Annotated in this window: 22 protein-coding genes; 13 read left to right on the forward strand and 9 right to left on the reverse strand. The window is 30.4% G+C overall.

The window, feature by feature from the left end; translation table 11 throughout:
* Nucleotides 1-11: 11 nt before the first annotated feature.
* The gene (locus tag HKO22_RS01620) at nt 12-317 is read left to right on the forward strand and encodes a DUF4298 domain-containing protein (protein ID WP_075659653.1); all 306 of its coding nucleotides are present in this window, start codon (nt 12-14) and stop codon (nt 315-317) included.
* Between the two features lie 42 nt (nt 318-359).
* On the opposite strand, the gene HKO22_RS01625 is transcribed toward HKO22_RS01620, so the two are convergent.
* Nucleotides 360-710 carry a phage holin family protein gene (locus HKO22_RS01625; protein ID WP_169968089.1) on the reverse strand — a complete coding sequence of 117 codons (351 nt, stop codon included), beginning with the start codon at nt 708-710 and terminating at the stop codon, nt 360-362.
* Nucleotides 711-843: 133 nt separating this feature from the next.
* The gene (locus HKO22_RS01630) at nt 844-2,313 is read right to left on the reverse strand and encodes an alanine/glycine:cation symporter family protein (RefSeq protein ID WP_169968090.1); all 1,470 of its coding nucleotides are present in this window, start codon (nt 2,311-2,313) and stop codon (nt 844-846) included.
* A 454-nt stretch (nt 2,314-2,767) separates the two neighbouring features.
* On the opposite strand from HKO22_RS01630, the gene HKO22_RS01635 reads away from it, so the two are divergent.
* From HKO22_RS01635 to HKO22_RS01645, 3 genes are all read left to right on the forward strand, one after another.
* Nucleotides 2,768-3,469: a hypothetical protein gene (locus HKO22_RS01635; RefSeq protein WP_169968092.1), complete on the forward strand. Its 702-nt coding sequence runs from the start codon at nt 2,768-2,770 to the stop codon at nt 3,467-3,469.
* 132 nt (nt 3,470-3,601) lie between these two features.
* Nucleotides 3,602-4,495 carry a DUF368 domain-containing protein gene (locus HKO22_RS01640; protein WP_169968094.1) on the forward strand — a complete coding sequence of 298 codons (894 nt, stop codon included), beginning with the start codon at nt 3,602-3,604 and terminating at the stop codon, nt 4,493-4,495.
* Nucleotides 4,496-4,582: 87 nt separating this feature from the next.
* The gene (locus HKO22_RS01645) at nt 4,583-5,230 is read left to right on the forward strand and encodes an aspartate/glutamate racemase family protein (protein ID WP_169968096.1); all 648 of its coding nucleotides are present in this window, start codon (nt 4,583-4,585) and stop codon (nt 5,228-5,230) included.
* A gap of 596 nt (nt 5,231-5,826) precedes the next feature.
* Here HKO22_RS01645 and HKO22_RS01650 read toward each other — a convergent pair.
* Genes HKO22_RS01650 through HKO22_RS01665 form a run of 4 tightly spaced genes read right to left on the reverse strand, consistent with a single transcriptional unit; the run spans nt 5,827 to nt 9,443 of the window.
* Nucleotides 5,827-7,110, reverse strand: coding sequence for a TRAP transporter large permease (locus tag HKO22_RS01650; RefSeq protein ID WP_169968098.1), 1,284 nt, complete (start codon nt 7,108-7,110; stop codon nt 5,827-5,829).
* Nucleotides 7,107-7,580, reverse strand: a complete 474-nt coding sequence (locus tag HKO22_RS01655) for a TRAP transporter small permease (protein ID WP_169968100.1) — start codon at nt 7,578-7,580, stop codon at nt 7,107-7,109. Before HKO22_RS01655 ends, HKO22_RS01650 begins: the two co-directional genes overlap by 4 nt.
* A 14-nt stretch (nt 7,581-7,594) precedes the next feature.
* On the reverse strand, nt 7,595-8,590 hold the full coding sequence (locus HKO22_RS01660; RefSeq protein WP_169968102.1) for a TRAP transporter substrate-binding protein: 996 nt from the start codon (nt 8,588-8,590) through the stop codon (nt 7,595-7,597).
* 1 nt (nt 8,591) lies between these two features.
* Nucleotides 8,592-9,443 carry a DUF6282 family protein gene (locus HKO22_RS01665; protein ID WP_169968104.1) on the reverse strand — a complete coding sequence of 284 codons (852 nt, stop codon included), beginning with the start codon at nt 9,441-9,443 and terminating at the stop codon, nt 8,592-8,594.
* A gap of 215 nt (nt 9,444-9,658) precedes the next feature.
* Here HKO22_RS01665 and HKO22_RS01670 point away from each other — a divergent pair, with 215 nt between their 5' ends.
* Nucleotides 9,659-10,588 (forward strand): LysR family transcriptional regulator, encoded by a 930-nt coding sequence (locus HKO22_RS01670; RefSeq protein WP_169968106.1) that lies wholly within the window; start codon nt 9,659-9,661, stop codon nt 10,586-10,588.
* Nucleotides 10,589-10,759: 171 nt separating this feature from the next.
* Here HKO22_RS01670 and HKO22_RS10680 read toward each other — a convergent pair whose 3' ends face one another.
* Together HKO22_RS10680 and HKO22_RS11045 are read right to left on the reverse strand one after the other, a co-directional pair.
* Nucleotides 10,760-10,996, reverse strand: coding sequence for a transposase (locus HKO22_RS10680; protein ID WP_328818559.1), 237 nt, complete (start codon nt 10,994-10,996; stop codon nt 10,760-10,762).
* On the reverse strand, nt 10,981-11,505 hold the full coding sequence (locus HKO22_RS11045) for a transposase (protein ID WP_328818561.1): 525 nt from the start codon (nt 11,503-11,505) through the stop codon (nt 10,981-10,983). Before HKO22_RS11045 ends, HKO22_RS10680 begins: the two co-directional genes overlap by 16 nt.
* On the opposite strand from HKO22_RS11045, the gene HKO22_RS10690 reads away from it, so the two are divergent.
* The 8 genes from HKO22_RS10690 (at nt 11,483) to HKO22_RS01710 (ending at nt 16,878) form a co-directional block, all read left to right on the forward strand.
* A complete protein-coding gene (locus HKO22_RS10690) occupies nt 11,483-11,626 on the forward strand; it encodes a helix-turn-helix domain-containing protein (RefSeq protein WP_211660186.1) in 144 nt (47 codons plus the stop codon). The genes HKO22_RS11045 and HKO22_RS10690 overlap by 23 nt on opposite strands.
* 197 nt (nt 11,627-11,823) lie before the next feature.
* Nucleotides 11,824-12,174 carry a DDE-type integrase/transposase/recombinase gene (locus HKO22_RS11050; protein ID WP_456238485.1) on the forward strand — a complete coding sequence of 117 codons (351 nt, stop codon included), beginning with the start codon at nt 11,824-11,826 and terminating at the stop codon, nt 12,172-12,174.
* A gap of 368 nt (nt 12,175-12,542) precedes the next feature.
* A complete protein-coding gene (locus HKO22_RS01685) occupies nt 12,543-13,373 on the forward strand; it encodes a bifunctional 5,10-methylenetetrahydrofolate dehydrogenase/5,10-methenyltetrahydrofolate cyclohydrolase (RefSeq protein ID WP_169968108.1) in 831 nt (276 codons plus the stop codon).
* A gap of 69 nt (nt 13,374-13,442) precedes the next feature.
* A complete protein-coding gene (locus tag HKO22_RS01690) occupies nt 13,443-14,342 on the forward strand; it encodes an arginine deiminase-related protein (protein ID WP_169968110.1) in 900 nt (299 codons plus the stop codon).
* Between the two features lie 4 nt (nt 14,343-14,346).
* Nucleotides 14,347-14,523 (forward strand): hypothetical protein, encoded by a 177-nt coding sequence (locus HKO22_RS01695; RefSeq protein ID WP_169968112.1) that lies wholly within the window; start codon nt 14,347-14,349, stop codon nt 14,521-14,523.
* Nucleotides 14,524-14,637: 114 nt separating this feature from the next.
* Complete coding sequence (locus HKO22_RS01700) at nt 14,638-15,267, forward strand: redox-sensing transcriptional repressor Rex (RefSeq protein WP_169968114.1); 630 nt, start codon at nt 14,638-14,640, stop codon at nt 15,265-15,267.
* 47 nt (nt 15,268-15,314) lie between these two features.
* On the forward strand, nt 15,315-16,190 hold the full coding sequence (locus tag HKO22_RS01705) for a DNA-3-methyladenine glycosylase family protein (protein ID WP_075659622.1): 876 nt from the start codon (nt 15,315-15,317) through the stop codon (nt 16,188-16,190).
* A 4-nt stretch (nt 16,191-16,194) separates the two neighbouring features.
* On the forward strand, nt 16,195-16,878 hold the full coding sequence (locus tag HKO22_RS01710; RefSeq protein WP_075659621.1) for a DUF554 domain-containing protein: 684 nt from the start codon (nt 16,195-16,197) through the stop codon (nt 16,876-16,878).
* Between the two features lie 52 nt (nt 16,879-16,930).
* On the opposite strand, the gene HKO22_RS01715 is transcribed toward HKO22_RS01710, so the two are convergent.
* The gene (locus HKO22_RS01715; RefSeq protein WP_075659620.1) at nt 16,931-18,085 is read right to left on the reverse strand and encodes an aminotransferase class I/II-fold pyridoxal phosphate-dependent enzyme; all 1,155 of its coding nucleotides are present in this window, start codon (nt 18,083-18,085) and stop codon (nt 16,931-16,933) included.
* Nucleotides 18,086-18,169 lie beyond the last annotated feature (84 nt).

Genomic DNA, 18,169 nt, shown 5'->3' on the forward strand with positions numbered 1-18,169 from the left:
AGGGGGATGTAATGGATCCTGTAAAAAGAATTAGTGAAATGGAAAAGATTTTAAGGGATCATAATGAACTCATTGAAAACCTTAGAGATTCCCTTGAAAGGTTTGGAGCTCATCAAGATGAATACAGAAAATTAAGGGACTACTACAATTCAGAAACATATTTTGATGATTTAGAAAGTTATGACAAGGGCGAACTTCCAGAAAATTTACTTTGTGGCGTTCTTTCTGAAGATGCTGTCTACAATCTTTTTTGCGAAAATTTTAATATATCCATTGATTTGCTTGAGGTCGCTACTGAAATTTTAAAAAATCACTAAATTATATATTAAAAATAGCAGTCCCTTTATAGGACTGCGTTTTTAGTTAAAGTTTTTGCTAATTATTTCTCTTATAAAGTTATTTATAAAACTTAAAACTATACTTGCCCAAAAGGCTGTGCCAAAGCTTCCGATATATGCAGTGGAAACTAGATTAAAGACAATTTCGAGAACTACTGCGTTTATAACTAGGGAAAATAATCCCAGTGTTACTATTGTAATTGGCAGCGACAATAATTTTAATATTGGTTTTATTGTAAGATTTACTAGTGAAAAAATTATTGCCATTGTTACAAAGGCACTTGGTTTTGTAAAATAAATATTTTCAAATAATATGTCTAATATGTAGAAGGACAAAAAGTTTGCCACAAGTATTCCAAATATTTTTTTCATGATTTCCTCCTTCTATTCTATTTTAACACATACAAAAGATCCTAGGGTTTTAAAAAAGCAAGTAAATTTCACAAATTTTACGACAAAAAAGTCGCAGACTAGCTACGACTTTAAATTTTTATTTTATTTTATTTTATTTTTTGTCCCAAGCAGTGATTTCACTCATGTATGGTTTAAGTTCTCCTACATCTTCTGGATTAAATACAGGATCTTTTCCTTCTTTAAGTTGTTTAATGTAGTCGTTATATACGCCAACAGAAATTTTTCCTAAGAAGATCAATACTATTAAGTTTATTACTGCCATAATACCCATAAATACGTCGCCTGTGTTCCATACAATTGAAAAGTCACCAATGCAACCAAGTATAACTGCTATAAGAACTAGAACTCTATAAATATTTAATGAGTTTTTGCCAAGGTTTAATTTTAAAATATTGTTTTCACCATAGTAATAGTTGCCGATAATTGAAGAGAATGCAAACATCAATACGCAGAATGTCAAAAAGTAATTTGACCATCCACCTACTTCCTTTGCAAGAGCAGCTTGTGTAATTTCAAGTCCTTGTAAATCAGAGGCATAAATTCCTTCGCCTGCTAATATTACAACGAAAGCTGTTGCTGAACACACTAGGATTGTATCAAGATATACTCCAAGAGCTTGAATAAGACCTTGTTTTGCAGGGTGAGATACATCAGCTACTGCTGAAGCATTAGGTACTGCACCCATACCAGCTTCGTTAGAGAAGAGTCCACGTCTTATACCATTTAGTATAGCTGTGCCAAATAATCCACCAAAGCCAGCTTTAAGTGAGAAAGCTCCGCCAAAAATTAGTCCAAACATATGTGGGACAAGTTTGATGTTTTTGATTACTATAAATAATACAACTACCATGTAAATAATCGCCATAAAGGGAACTAATAAACTTGTTACATCGGCAATTCTTCTTAGTCCTCCAAATATTATAAGACCTGAAATTATTATAAGTGCAAGTGCAATAATTTTTTTGTCAAGTCCAAAGGATGAATTGAATCCAGCAGCAATTGTGTTTGCTTGCATTGCATTGAAGTTAATACCATATACAACAGATATTACTATTGAGAATAATGCTGCAAGTTTTGGCTTTTTAAGGGCTTTTTCCATGTAGAAAGCAGGACCACCCTTGAAAGTTCCATCAGGATTTCTTTCCTTAAATACTTGACCTAAGGTATTTTCTACAAAGGATGATGCACCACCAATAAGTGCTGTAACCCACATCCAAAAAACTGCACCAGGACCGCCAATAGATACTGCTGCTGCAACACCTACTATATTACCTGTACCAATGTGAGATGCCGCAGAAATTGTAAAGGCCTTAAAAGGAGAAATAGCATTTTCACTTTCTGCCGGTTTTGAAATTAGTTTTATAGCATGTCCAATATTAGTTATTTGTCCGCCTCTAATCTTGAAAGTATAGTAAAGACCAATGCCAAGTAGTAGAGGAATTAAAAGATATGTATAGATAGTATCGCTTAAAAGACCTGTAGTCATGGAAAAAGCGTCACCATACATTTTTTGTCCGATTAAATTGCCTATTTCATGAATAGTTTGAATTATATTTTCCATAATTGCTCCTTATAAATTTATAAATATTGTCAAAGGTCACTGGAAATTTAATCTTTTTAATAAGTTAAAAAATAATATAAAGTGCAAATAATAAGATTATTATTCCAATATAGAGAAGATTTTGCTTGAAAATTTATAAATTGCAACTTCTCAAGACCTATAATAAGAGATATTTGAAATTGATTGCAGAATTATCTATTTTAAAAAATTAAAAATATAAATTATATTTATAAAAAATTTTTAAAATTTAAAAATAAAACATTAGCAATAGTTCAATTTACATAAATTTTATCTCTCGATTTTAATTGAATTTTAAATCTTCAGCTATAAAAATTCACCCCCTCAGTTAAAATTTATTATAGCACAAAATGAAATCGATACCAATAAAAATATAAATACTTTAACTATGTTTCTGACTATGATAATATATTTATGAAAAACAAAGGAGGATACAATGAGAAAATATAGTTATGGATCTATAATGTTGATATTATTATTGATGGCAATTATAGCGGGAATTTTTGACAATATTTTTGACGATAAACTTTCTATGCTTGGACCTATTATTCTTTGGATTGGAAATTATATTGTTTGCAGGGGACTTTTATACACGAGAGAAGGCACTTTTTCAGAGTATTTAAGGGGAATAAAGACAATTACAGGAAAAGTCTTTTTGACGAATATTTTAATTGGATTAATTAGTGTTGTAATACTTTTACTTTCAACCTTAACATCAGGGACTGGATTGGTATTAAGTAATATGGAAAATGGAAAAATTATACCCATTATTTCAATTTTATATATTTTGATTAATGCGATTATTTCACTTATATTTGCTTATTTAAACTTTGTCATGGCAGATGAGAGATATAGAGATTTATCTTTTTCCCAAAACATAAAACTTATTTTTAAATCTGGAATAAGATTATTTTCACAGACTCTCATCACATTATTAAAAGTCTACATGATTCCAATAATTTTAAGTATTATTATAATTTTATTAGCGATAGTTGTAAAAACTATGCCATTGATTATAATAATTGTATCTATACTTGGAATAGCTGCAATAATTGGATTTGTAGTAATTACACCCATCTATATGGCGAGGCTTTCTGAAATATACTTAGACAATATCGAAGAAATTTATGAAGATTAATAGAAGATAAAGAAGTTTTATAATATTGCACAACAAATACTCTATGCATTTTTAATAAAAATTTAAGAAAGTTTACGATAAATTAATAATTAAAATTCCACATAAATGTTATCATATATAAATGGAGGAATTATGTTAATTAATATTTTTCACGGCATGATGATGGCAATAGCCGACTCCGTTCCTGGAGTGAGTGGCGGAACTATTGCCTTTATACTGGGATTTTATGATAAATTTATTGAATCCCTTCATGAATTCTTTAAAGGAGAAAAAGGTGGGAGAAAAGTTTCTTTTTTTTATCTCTTAAACTTGGGACTAGGCTGGCTATTTGGACTACTTCTTAGTATTTTTTTCTTGTCAGAATTATTCCAAAGTAAAATTTACTTTATGAGCTCTGTTTTTTTGGGACTAACTATTATGTCCCTTCCCTTTGTCATAAAAAGCGAAATAGAAATTTTAAAAAAGCATAAAGACAAATTTTATTTTATTTTTATTGGAATTTTTGTAGTTGCCCTTTTAGTTTATTTTAGGAGCAAGAGCAAACTCATAGGGAACTTTGACTTATTTAATCCAAATACCTTTGACTATTTTTATTTATTTATATCGGGAGCAGTGGCAATTTCTGCCATGGTTTTGCCAGGAATCTCTGGCTCATCAATACTTCTCATTGCAGGAGTTTACATTCCCATAGTAGAAGCTGTGGGTGAAGTTTTAAGATTTAATTTTGAAAAGATCATGTCCTTATTTGTAATGTCCCTGGGAATTTTATTTGGAATTTTTATGTCCATAAGAATTATTAGAGATAAAATGAGAAAAAGCAGAGGAAAGATGCTCTACCTAATTATCGGCATGATTATAGGTTCTATTTATGCAATTGTAATGGGACCAACTACTATAGGAGGAAATGCAGCATTAAGCACAGAAAACTTTAGCTTACTTGGATTTTTTATTGGAATAATAATTTTATTTATCTTAGAAATCATAAAGATTTTCACAAGTACAAAAAAGAAAAGGACAGCGGAATAAAAATTAACATTTATATAATATTTATGGAAAATTTTTACAAAGAAAATAAATATAGAAAAAATTGATTTATTTTAAGGGAGTGATGAAATGAAAGTAGGAGTATTTGCAGGAACTTTTGTCGACACTAGGATGGGAGTTGAACTTTTAAAGTCGAGAGGATTTGATACCCTTAGTTTTCCCATTTCAAAAAATCCAAAGGAGCAATCGCATCTTCAATATTATTCAAAGGATGAGCTAACAAATATTGTTGAAAAGAAAATAGTTGAGGCAAAAAATGAAGGTGCAGAAAAAATTTTTATCTATTGCAATTCTCTTTCAGCATCCCTTGATGTAGACAAATTAACTCAAAGTCAAAACATTGAAATTATAACTCCCTTTGACTTTTACAAAAATCTCGACAATCGCTATAAAGACATAGTAATACTTGCAGCAAATTCAAAATCAGCCCATGGAATAGATAAAATAATCTCTGAGAAAATCTTTAGGAACACAATTTCCATTGGAATGCTTTCCATAGTTGAAGAAATTGAAAAGAAAACTTTGCCCGAAGATATTGTATCAAAGCTTGGTCTCAAGGAACTGTTTAAATTTTTTAATTCCATGGAAAAAAAGCCAGATGCAATAATTTTAGCTTGCACCCACTTTCCCTACATGAAAGAGGAGTTTAAAAAATTAACGAATATTGAAATTTTAGATCCCGCAGAGGACATGATTCACAAACTAAAATCAAAATAAAAGAGCTCTTTTTTGTGGTAACCCCATAAAGCTGGACCAAATACCAGAGAGAATTTATAATTTTCTCTGATGTTTTTTATGTGTGTATAAGCTTTTTTACTTTAAAGTTTCTATTTATTTTATTATCTGCGTTTGACATATTTGAAGACCTCCTCTATCTTTTTTAGTTTTAGTCTCTCAATTGCTTATTCTCTAAATTCTTTTACCCATCTAGCTATCATGGGTAGATTATTGATTTTAAGTTCATTTGCTAGACTTTTATAAGACATTTATCCTGTTAAGCACAAGTTTACAGTATCTAGCTTAAATTCTAAAGTATACTTATTATTTTTTCTTATTACTTCCAGTCCTTCATAGCCTTGTGATTTGTATGTATTTACCCATCTTTTTATTCCTGATTCTGATGGTATATTATATTTTTTGCGAGTGATGTGTATCCTATGTTACCTTCCATATATTCTTTTGCTATTTTGCTTTTAAATTCTAAATTGTATTTTGACATTAAAAAACTGACCTTCTTTAGTTGGTTTTTTAAGTCCAACTTTTGGGGTCAGTTCAGTTCCTCTCCTTTTTATCAGTTTTATATTATATTTAGACTAAAGTCCCAATATATTTGGTATGATTGTAATTATATTCGGAACAAAAGCGAATAACAATACTGATATCAGTTCAATTATTAAAAATGGCATTACACCTTTAACTATATCGTTGAATTTTAGTCCTGTTATTGATTGTGCTGTAAACAAATTATAACCAAACGGTGGAGTAACATATCCTATTACTAAATTAATTACAAAAATCATTCCTAAGTGAAGTGGATCTATTCCAAGTTCTATACCAAAAGGAACTAATACAGGAGCTAAAATAATTATTGCTGCCACAGTATCCATCAATGCACCAACAAAGAATAATAATATCATCAAAACAATTAAATATGAATATTTCGTAGTTATATATGAACCTAAAATATTTGTCACCATGTTACCAAAATTATTAACTGACATTATCCAAGATAGCAAATTTGCAGCACCCATTATAATTCCAACCATTGCAGCAGTCTCCATAGCTTTAAGTAATGCTTCTGGTAAATCTTTTATTTTTATTTCGCGATAAATAAAAATACCAAGCAATAATGCATAAACAACTCCTACTGCAGCAGCTTCTGTTGGGGTGAATATTCCTGAATATATACCTCCTAATATTATTAATGGCAATAATAATGCACCTAACGCTGACCATGTGTTTTTTAGTAATCTTATAAAACTAAATTTCTCCCTGTTCTTTAGTATGTCTGGCTTATTCTTTATAAGAATAAAATTAACCATTATTAGGAGTAACATCATGACTATTCCCGGAAGAATACCAGCAATAAACATTTTAGGTATGGATAACCCCATTGTAACCCCATATATAATCATAGGGATACTAGGCGGTATTATTGGACCTAGTGCTCCACCCGCTGCAACCATTCCAGATGCTGTCTTTTTATCATATCCAGCTTTATTTAATGAAGGTATCATTATAGAACCAATAGCAGCAACAGTTGCTGGTCCAGAGCCAGTTAGGGCAGCAAAAATTGCACAAGATACAATTGTTACTACTCCTAAACCTCCTGGAATCCAGCCCATTAAAGCATCTGCCCAATTTATCATTCTCTTGGAAATTCCTCCCCTATCCATTAATTCTCCCACTAATACAAATAGCGGAATAGCAAGTAAAGGAAAAGAATCTAGACCAGTTGTCATCCTTTGGCTAACTAATAAAAGAGGCTTAATCCCAGTTGCTGTTAAAAACATAGCTCCCGACCCTAAAATTGATAAATATACTGGCAACCCTATAAAAATTAAAGCGAACATTACAATAAACATAATACCTATCATTTAATCACCTCCATATTATGTGAAGAATAAATGTCATAAATAGAATAAAAAATTAATAATGTTCCAAAGACAGGTGCTGCTCCGTAAACAAAACTCATGCTAATCCTAAGTGCTGGACTTAATTGAGTTCTAACTGCCCAAGCAACTCTAGAACCGTAAAATAAAAGTATTAAACCAATAATTATTGACAATAAATTGACAATTTTCCTTAATAATAATTGTTTTTCAACACTTAAATTGTCAGTTATAACACTTACAGTAGCATTGCTTTTATTTTTTGTACATAAAATTGCCCCAAGCATATTTGCCCATATAAAAGTATACCTAGCTAATTCTTCTGTCCAAGATAAAGATGAATTTAGTACAAATCTAGTAAAAACTTGAAGAACACATGATGCCACCAAAATGCTAAAAACAATCACTATTGCAAACTTTAAAAATTTAGTTACAACGTTATATGCTTTTTCCATAATTTTCTCCTTTCTTAGAAATTAAGTTCTTTTTTCAATTCATCTAAGTATTTTTTACCTATTCCTTCAGCTCTTTTATCGTAAAAATCTTCAAAAGCTTTTTGAAAAGCCTCTTTATCGACATCTCTAACAATTGTCATTCCTTTTGCTTGCATCTCATCTAACATCTCAGGTTCTAACTTTGCATTACTTATTCTTGTAGCTTCCCCAGCTTCAATAGCTGCTTTTTTCACAATTTCCTGTTCTTTTAAATCCAATTTATCATAGACATTTTTTGAAACACAAAGAATTAAAGGAGAATAAAAATGTCCCGTCATATTTATATATTTTGCAATATCTGCAAACCCATTTGTATAAATTACACTGACTGGTATATCTAAACCATCAATAGTACCTTGTTGCAAACCAGTTATTGTTTCCGACCACGCCATAGGGACTGCATTAGTACCCAGTTCTTGATATGTCGCAATATATGTATCTGTCTCCATACACCTTATTTTTAATCCTTGGAAATCTTCAGGTTTTTTTACTTCATCTTTTAGAGTAACTAAATGTCGAAATCCTCCTTCACCATAGGCAAGTCCTTCTATACCATATTCTTCATATCCTTTTAATATCTCATTTCCAATTTTTCCGTTTAAAACTTTAGCTGCTTCTTTTCCATCTTTAAAAATAAAGGGTAAGTCAAAAAGTCCTGCTTGGGGTATGTAACCGCTTATATACGCATTCGTCATTATAGCCATATCTGTTGTTCCTATTTGCATTCCTGTAAACATTTCCCCTTCTTGTCCCAATTGTCCTGATCCTTTTACGTCTATTATTATATTTCCATTTGTTTTTTCTTTTACTAGATCGGAAAATGTTTTTGCAAATATATAATAAGGATCATTTTCTACTGGAGCAGTAGTAAACCCAATTTGAAATACTTTTTCCCCACTATCTTGTTTTGAACATCCCACTAACATAAAAAGACATATTATTGCTAAAAATATTCTAATTATCCTTTTCATTTTATACTCCCTTCACAATAAACTCTGGCGTTGATTTTAACATCTTTTTTATACTCTTGTTATCAACTCCTTTTTCAATAAGAAATTCAATACAATCAACTAATGATTCAAAAGGCGGTTTTTTTCTATAATATCCCCTATCTGTCGTTATAAATATATTATTAAAATCTAATCTATTCATAACACTTAAAAATTCATCTGTGGTACAATCTCCGTCATCTAAATTTGCCCAAACTTTTTCTATAAAAACGCCCTTTTCCCCCAACTCAATCTGAATATCAGTTGGGATTTTTGTTCTATTCCAATCTGGATGAGTTAAAACTACTTTTACTTTTTCCCTAATTGCATAATCGCATACTTTTAAACTTTCTTCTAAACTAATATGGCCTGTTGCTAGAGTTGCATCATATTTTTTTACAACTTCAACTACTTCCTTAAAGCTACTTGTAAGATTTCCATCATTGTCAATTACCGAAAGTCCTTCCCTTTCAAAAAAGTCGCCCTTCATATTTCCATACATTAATGAATTTTTGGCATCTCTAGTTGGTAACCATACAATTTTAGCTCCCATTTTAAATGCACTCTCACAAGCATAAGGATTAATACCTCCTACTGTAGTATTTAGAACAACACCTCCATATGCTCTTGTATGAAAATCAAAATGTTCGTTTATCAATTCTGCTCTTCCGCTTGTTGGTTCGTAATGATTTTTTATTAAAATTCCTGCCATTTTATATGTACTTGCTTTTTTAATTAAGTCAATATCATCAATTGATCTTTTAACATGAGAAGGTGCTGAATGAACATGTAAATCAAATGAATCTTCAATAATTTCTTTTATTGAATCTCTCATATTAATTCCTCCCTATTTAATATAAACTTTAACAGTGTTTTAAGTAAAAATAAAACAAGTATATTTTTAAAATTAACAATATTTTACTTGTTTTATTTTGCTTTATCATGATATACTATTGTCATACAAATAATTTGTTTTAATTATTTAATGTTAAATCAATTAAATTCTTGTTTTTATTATTATTTGTAAATATTTATATTGTGTAGTGTATTATGACTCAGAATCAAAAAATTTTTTTATTAGTTGCTGAAACTTTAAGTATAAGTAAAGCAGCTAAGAGAGCTTTTGTAACTCAACAATGTGTTAGTGATCATATAAAAAGAATTGAAGATGAGCTTGGTACTAAACTATTTCACAGAAAACCATATATGCATCTAACTCCTGCGGGAGAGATGGTCTTTAATTCTTTAAATAATATTGCTTTAATAGAAAAAAACCTTATTAAAAATATTTCTGATTTTTCAAACGAAAGAAAAGGTTCTTTTTCTGTTGGGATGAGTACTACAAGATCTAAATTATTGATACCTTCATTGCTAAAAAGGTATCATGAACTATTTCCCAACGTAGAAATTACTTTTTTTAGTGGAGACACAAAGATACTTGAAAAAAAGTTACTACAAAATAAATTGGATATTTTTTTAGGAATAAATACAAACTTAAATTTAGGTCTTAATATTGAACATGTTTGTGAAGATTTTTTATATTTAGTAATCAATAAAAAAATGTTTTTAAAATATTTCTCACAATATGATATTAAAAATTTTAAAAAAGGCGTTGATTTAAAATATTTTGATAAAATACCTATGACTTTCTATAATGATACTGGTGCATTAAATATGCTTTTACAGCAACACTTAATAACTCATGGCATAAAGCTAAACAATGTCGTGTGTCACACTAGTGAGTGTGATGTTCAAATTGATTTGTGCTTAAATAATGTTACGTCTGCTATTGTTCCAAAAATGTTAGCAAATAGTTTTTTACATAATAATGATATTTATTTTTTCCCTATTAAGGACTTTAATTATCCTCTTCGTGTAGATATTGTTTCAAACCCATATTTAGAAAAACCATTGTATTTAGATGCCTTTATTTCACTATTAAAAGAAGAGCTGCTAGAATTTTCTAGAAATACTATATAAAAAAAGTGATGAGCAAAATAGACAATTCTATTTTGCTCATCACTTTTTTTGTTAAATATTTGAATTTAGCCATTATATTTTCCGATTTAAAAAAATATTTTAGATAGATTTTTCCAATTTTCCTTAAAAATGGGGACACTTAATAAAGCTATGCTTTTGAAATTTTTTTTCTTATACAGCTTTGTATTTTATGATTTCTAAGTTCTTTTTTGTTATTTTTGATGCTAATTTATTTAGGTTTAAGGCTATTGATATGAGATTTATTTCACTTATTACATTCGCTTTTCCTTTATGATGGAATCTATTATAGGATAAACCATCTTTTATTTTGGAGAATGCTCCTTCTGCTTGGATCGATCTGTTTATTCTTTCTTCTATTCCTTCTTTTGATGTTATATTTTTAAGGATTTTTCTCTATATTTTTGAAAGGTTTCTGATATATATTCCTTTTGTTTTTGTCCATTTGTATTCCAATCAAAGCATCGATATGTCTTTGTTGTCGATATGTATCCACTTTTCTTTTTTGTATGTTTGTCTTTACATCTTATGTATTCTTTTCCCTCTGGTGATATGTATTTGTCTTGTTTTTCAACATATATTAGGCTATTTCTAAACTCCATGTCTTTTTTGTATTTTCTTGTTTTTGATTTTTTATAGTTTGATGGTTTTATGTATGAGTCTAATCCTTTTTCTGCTAAGAATACATAGTTTTCTTCGTTTTCATATCCTGCATCTGCTACTATTTTATTTAGTTTGTTTGGATATTTGTCTAATAGATTTGTTAGGAATGGTTTTTGTAATGTGATAAGACATATGTTACAGAAATAAAAAAATAGAGAGGTACTTTTGATACAATATAAATAAGCATAAAAAAGTATCGAAAGGAGCCTCTCTATGTCAATAATAACAGAAGAAATGAGATTTCGTCAAATAATATGTGAATATGCACTTAAACATGGCGTTACTAAAGCCACAAGAAGATATCATACTAATCGTCAATTTGTATATAGACAGTTAAAAAATAAAGTAGAAATGTAAGAAGCCTAGCATTAAAATCTAGACGCCCAAAAACAAGCCCACAAAAAAGAAGAATTAGAATTAATTGAAAGAAAGTATAAAGAAATTGGGATCTAAGGATTAGCAGAAGAATATGTTAGAAGCAAATCAAAAGGCTATGAAAGATCTTTTGGAAGAATGTGTAGACAAATACGTAATATGGATTTAAAAAGCCTAAAATCAAGAGTCAAAGCTATACAAGAGATGGAAAATATCCCGGAGAAAAAGTACAAATAGACATAAAATATGTACCTGGAGCCTATATAAAATTCCCCACATATGGAAACAAATATTATCAAATAACAGCAATAGACGAATATTCCAGAAAAAGAATATTAAAAATAGTAAAAGAAAAAAGCACTTATGAAACTTCAAAATTTTTGGAAACATTAGAAAGAGAAATGGGCTTTAAAATAAATACAATACAAGTAGATAACGGGTATGAATTTGTCAATGATCCCGAAAAAACAAATAAAACATCTATATTTCAAAAGTCGCAGACAAAATGGAAAAGTAGAAAGAAGTCATAGAGAAGATGAAAAAATATAATAGCACAGCAAATATGTACTGAATTTCAAGAGTCTAAATGAAATAATAAGAGAATATAATCTTCAAAAAGCTTTTGAAGTAATTGTATCAAAGTACAAAAAGTGTAACATATGTCTTGACAGTTAAGAATATATTTCTGTATTAAAATTTATTTTTAATTGAATTGTATTAGCGATTAATGTATTATTAATTAGCGATACAGTGTTTGTATATTTGTTCATGATTACATTGTATCAAAAAAGACGGGGATTTTAAATTTTCCTCGTCTTTTTATTTATTGGGACTTTTGCAACAGCCCCTTTTTGATATAATATAATAATAAATATTTAAGAAGTAAATGAGGTAGAAAATGACTAAGATTTTATATGCCAAGGACTATGTTGATAAAAAAATGGGTAGGTTAATTGAAAAAGTGAAGAAACTAAAATCCAAGCCTATTCTTTCTACTATAAGAGTGGGCGACGATTATGGTAGTATTGCCTATGAAAAGGGAATAAAGAAGACTGCGGACAAACTCGGTGTTGATGTTGATTCTAATGAGTTTAAAGAAGATGTAATGGAAGATGAAGTAATTGAAAGAATAAAAAAGTTAAATGACGATGAAAAAGTTGGTGGAATAATTATTTTTAGACCTCTTCCTGAAAATTTTGACGAGGAAAAAATTTCTCTTGCCATTGACCCAAAAAAAGATGTGGACTGTATGCACCCAATAAACAGAGCTAGAGTTTTTAGTGGTGATGTGAGTGGATTTACTCCCCTTGCACCAAAGGCAGCCTATGAACTTTTAAAGTTTTATGGCTATGAGTTAAGGGGCAAGGATACAGTTATTATAAATCACTCAAATGTTGTTGGGAAACCTCTTATGATGTATCTTTTAAGGGATCTTGCTACAGTTACAATATGTCATGTGGGTACAGTGGATCTTAAAAAACACACAAGATCAGCAGAGATAATTTTTACTGCAATGGGTCGTGCTGAAACTTTAGATGCAAGTTATTTTAATGAGGATGCAATTGTAATTGACATTGGAACGTCAAAAAATAGTGAGGGAAAATATAGGGGAGATCTTGACGAAAAATCTGTCAAGGGAAAAATCAAGGCTTATTCTCCTGTGCCCGGTGGTATTGGGAGTATAACTAATCTTCTTTTAATTGAAAATGTAATAAATTTTTATGAATAAATTTTAGACTCTCTATTATGGAGAGTTTTTTATTTTTAAATTTGTTATAATGGAGAAAAGGAGAGAATAATGGTAACAAATAGAGTAATTTTAGTTAGACCCCATGCCTTTACTTTTAATAAAGAGACGGCAAAGGATAATATTTACCAAATTAGTCCAAAGGAAACTTCTGAAAATGAAATAAAAAATTTTGCGTTAAGGGAATTTGATGATGCTGTTAGCATTCTTCGCAAAAATAAAATTCATGTGGACGTAATTGAGGATTTTGATGAGAGTACTCCTGATTCAATTTTTCCTAATAATGTTTTTGTAACTTTTCCGGGAAAGGTTTTTGTTTCAGAGATGTATGCAGAAAATAGAAATAAGGAATATAATAAGATTTTGCCTCAGCTTAAAAAAATTATTGATTACAATAGGTCTGAAGTAATTGATTTTAGAAACGAAGAGGGAAGAGTTTTAGAGGGGACTGGTGCCGTTGTAATAGATAGATGGAATAATATTTGCTATGGAAGTCTTTCAAAGCGTTGTGACAAGGGCGAATTTTTGAAATTTGCAAAGAGATTTAATTTAAAGCCGGTTTATTTTAGATCTATGGATAAGGGTGTAGATATTTACCACACAAATGTACTAATGATGGTGGGAGAAAAGTTTGCAATAATTGCAGATAATTTGATTAGTGAAAATAGAGATGAGGTTTTAAAATCTCTAAGGGATTCTGGCAAGGAAATAATTTCTCTTACTGAAGACGAATTTAATAATTACGCAGGAAATTCAATTGAATTAAAGGGCGAGGGCAAAAATATCCTCGTGATTTCAAAATCTGGATATAATGCTTTGACTGATAAACACAAAAATACAATTGAAAAATATGACTTTATTCTTCCAATTGATGTAGAAACCATTTCAAAATATGGAGGCGGTTCTATTAGATGTATGATTGCAGAAAATTTTTTTGAATTGGAGAATTAATGAAGTGGATATATTAAAAATGCTTGGATTTGTATTTGTGGCACTTGGGTTGGCTTTAGAATTACCAAAAATTTTAAGAGATTATAGAGAAGATAGAAATTTGGAGAACTTCTTAGAATTATTTGGGAGAATTTTTATGATTCTAGCTGCAATAATCTTGGCAATAGGAGTTTTTGTTTGAATATGTTAGAATTTTTTCAGCTAAATCACAATAATGACTTGTAATTAATATATTTGCTTTAATTTACAAAAAGTAGAAAGATTGTTATAATATAAACGATTAGGGGGTGTTGATTTGCCGAAGAATGCAAGGGGTATTTCTGAAACGGTTATAAGGAGAATGCCAGTTTATCACAGGTATTTAAAAGAGTTAATAGACAGTGGAATCGAGAGAGTTTCTTCTAAAGAACTGAGTAATATCACTGGATTTAGCGCTTCTCAAATTAGACAGGACTTAAATAATTTTGGTGGATTTGGTCAACAAGGCTATGGCTACAACACAAAGGCGCTAAAGGAACAAGTGGATAAAATTCTTGGAATAGATAAAACTTACAATAGCATTGTCATTGGGGCAGGTAGGCTTGGACAAGCAATTGCAAGGTACAAAGGCTTTAGAGATTCTGGTTTTAATGTTATTTCTCTCTTTGATATTAAGGAAGATATCGAAGATATAAGTGGCATCAAAGTAAGAAATATGAAGTATCTGGAAAAATACATAAGAGATGAGAAAGTTGAGGTTGCAATAATAACTGTGCCAAAGGAATCTTGTGAGGATGTGGCAAAAAGAGTTATTGATGCGGGAGTAAAGGGAATCTGGAACTTTGCACCCTATGACTTAAAAGCGCCTTCTGGCGTAGTAGTTGAAAACATTAGGCTTAACGATTCACTTTTAACGCTTTCTTATTTTATGAAAGAAATTAGCTGACCTATTATTTATTAATAGGTTCTTTATTTATAGGAGTTTAAATTTTAATGAAGATTAATTTTGATGGAAATTTTTGCATTATTAGTGAATTAGAGGAATTTGACCCAAGGGATATTTTTACTTGTGGTCAAGCCTTTAGATGGTATGAAGAGGATGACGGTTCTTTTACTTTTATAACTCATGGCAGAGTTGCCAATGCAAAAAAAGTTGGCGATGAGATTTTATTAAGGGGTGTTGATAGAACTTCTTTTGATGAAATTTTTTACGATTATTTTGACCTTGACCGAGACTACAAGAGAGTAATAGAAGAACTTTCTAAGGACGATGTCATGAAAAGCGCAACAGAATACGGTAAAGGTATAAGAATTTTAAATCAGGAGAAGTTTGAGACGATTATTTCCTTTATAATTTCTGCCAACAATCAAATACCAAGGATAAAAAAATCCATCGAAAAAATTTCTGAAATGTATGGAGAGTTTTTAGGAGAAGATGAAAATAGAAAATATTTTTCCTTTCCAAGTGCGGAAAAACTTTCTAAGGCAAAGCCAGAGGATCTTCGTGAATTTGCAAGAGTTGGATTTCGTGACAAGAGAATTGTGGATACAGCAAATTTAATAAATAATGGAATTATAAATATTGATGAAATTGAAAAAATGAATTTAGAAGATGCAAGGTCTGCTCTTCAAGTTTTGCCAGGAGTTGGACCAAAGGTTGCCGACTGTATTCTTCTTTTTGCCTTTGATAGAAAGGAGTCTTTTCCCGTAGATGTTTGGATAAAAAGAGTAATGGAAGAATTATATCTAAAAGAAGTGACGCCAAAATCAAAAATTGCAGTGCGTGGACGTGAAGTATTTGGCAAAAATGCAGGCTTTGCCAATCAATATTTATTTTATTACGGCAGGGAAAATAAATTAGGGAGGTAGCAATATGTTGGGTGTTTTTGTAAATGCAATAAGTGTTTTAGTCCTTGGACTTTTTGGATCCTTTGTCGGAGATAAATTTCCAAAAAATATTCAGGAATCCATAATGAAATTTTTGCCAGTTTGTGTACTCATTATTGGAGTGAGATCCTCTTTGGAAGGAGAAATTATTGTAGTGATAATTTCCATAGTTCTCGGAGTTGCAATTGGCGAACTATTAAAAATAGATGACAAACTAAACAATTTCACCGACTTTATAAAAAGTAAGTTTATAAATTCTGAGGATACAAGATTTTCTGAAGGTTTTATAACTACAAGTTTAATATTTTGTGTTGGTTCAATGGGAATACTTGGATGTATTGATGCAGGAGTAAAGGGCGACAATGACATTCTATTTGCCAAGGCAGTTATGGATGGATTGACGGCGTTTTTCTTTGCCACAACCTTTGGAAAGGGAGTATCTTTTTCTGCGATACCAGTTTTCATATATCAAGCTATATTAGTATTTCTGTCGGGATTTTTGCTTCCTGTATTTACGCAAGAAGTAGCAGCAAACTTATCGGGGACAGGTGGCGTGATGATTATTGCCATTTGCTTATATATGTTAAAACTTGTGGACTTTAAGCTTGCAAACTCTACTCCAGCAATTTTTATTCCAGTTATTTATGGCTTAATCTTAAAGTTTATATAAAAAAAGACTGAGTTTTTGATATGCAATATATCATTTTGCTCAGTCTTTTATTTTATTTTTTAAAAATATCTAGTTTTTCTATTCTATCAAAGGCTTCGTTTATTTTATCTTTATTGACAGTTACTGCAATTCTTATAAATCCTTCGCCAGCTGGTCCAAAGGCCGATCCATTGATTAAATTCACATGTGCCTTTTCTAAAATTTCCCTTACAACTTCATCTGTAGTCATGTCTGGCACAGTAATTTTTGGAAAGATATAAAAAGTTCCCTTTGGTCTTAGGACTTCTACGTGATTTAATTTTTTTAATCTTTCGTAAGCTAGATACATTCTCTCTTTATATTCCTCATAAAGAGGCGGACAAATTATCTTTCGATTGGCTATACCCATTGCACCTGCATACTGGCAAAGGGTTGGAACTGCATAAACTGTGTTTTCGTGGACATAAGTCATTGCATTTATGAGATCCTTATGTGCTACTATGGCGCCAAGTCTCCATCCAGTCATTACATAATCCTTTGACATGGAAGAAATGGAAATTACATTTTTAAATTCAGGGTCGTAAGAAATCATTGGCTTGAATTTGCTTTCGTAGGAATAGATTGTGTATATATCATCGCAAATTACAATTAAATTATATTTTTTTGCCATTTCATAAACTTCTTTTAATGTTTCGTCACTATATACTGAACCCGTTGGATTGTTTGGCGTATTAATTATTATTGCCTTAGTTTTTTCATTTATTAACTTTTCAATTTCTCTTGGCTCGATGTTAAATTCCTTTTCAAATTTTGTTTCGTAGATAACTGGCACACCCTCTGCCATTTTTATTTGGTCTGGGTAGACGCTAAAATAGGGCGAAGGTACAATTACTTCTTCTCCAGGATTAAGGATTACCTCTAAAATTATGTACATGGCTTCAGTGCCAGACATGGTTATTAAAATTTCTGATGGGTCGCATTTTACATCAAAGTCTTCTTTGTAGGCTTTTGAAATTTCTTCTCTTAGACCAAGGTAGCCCTGAGGATTTTCATAGTGAGTGTGCCCTGCGATTTGTGAATCGTAGGCTTCTTTTATAATCATCTCATGGGTCATTAAATCTGGGTCGCCCACACCAAAATTTATAAGGTCAGGGTATTTGCTCGAATAGTCAACTGAATAAATTGACTCCTTAATGTCCTTGTATTTTTCTTGTATAAATTCCTTCATAAAAGCCTCCTTCATTAACTAATTAATAACTTATTTTAACAAATAATATTTTTTATTAAAAGTGATAATTTTAATTTCTTAAAT

Origin of the sequence: Peptoniphilus faecalis, assembly GCF_012976305.1 — a bacterium.
In the GTDB taxonomy this organism is placed as follows: domain Bacteria; phylum Bacillota; class Clostridia; order Tissierellales; family Peptoniphilaceae; genus Peptoniphilus_A; species Peptoniphilus_A faecalis.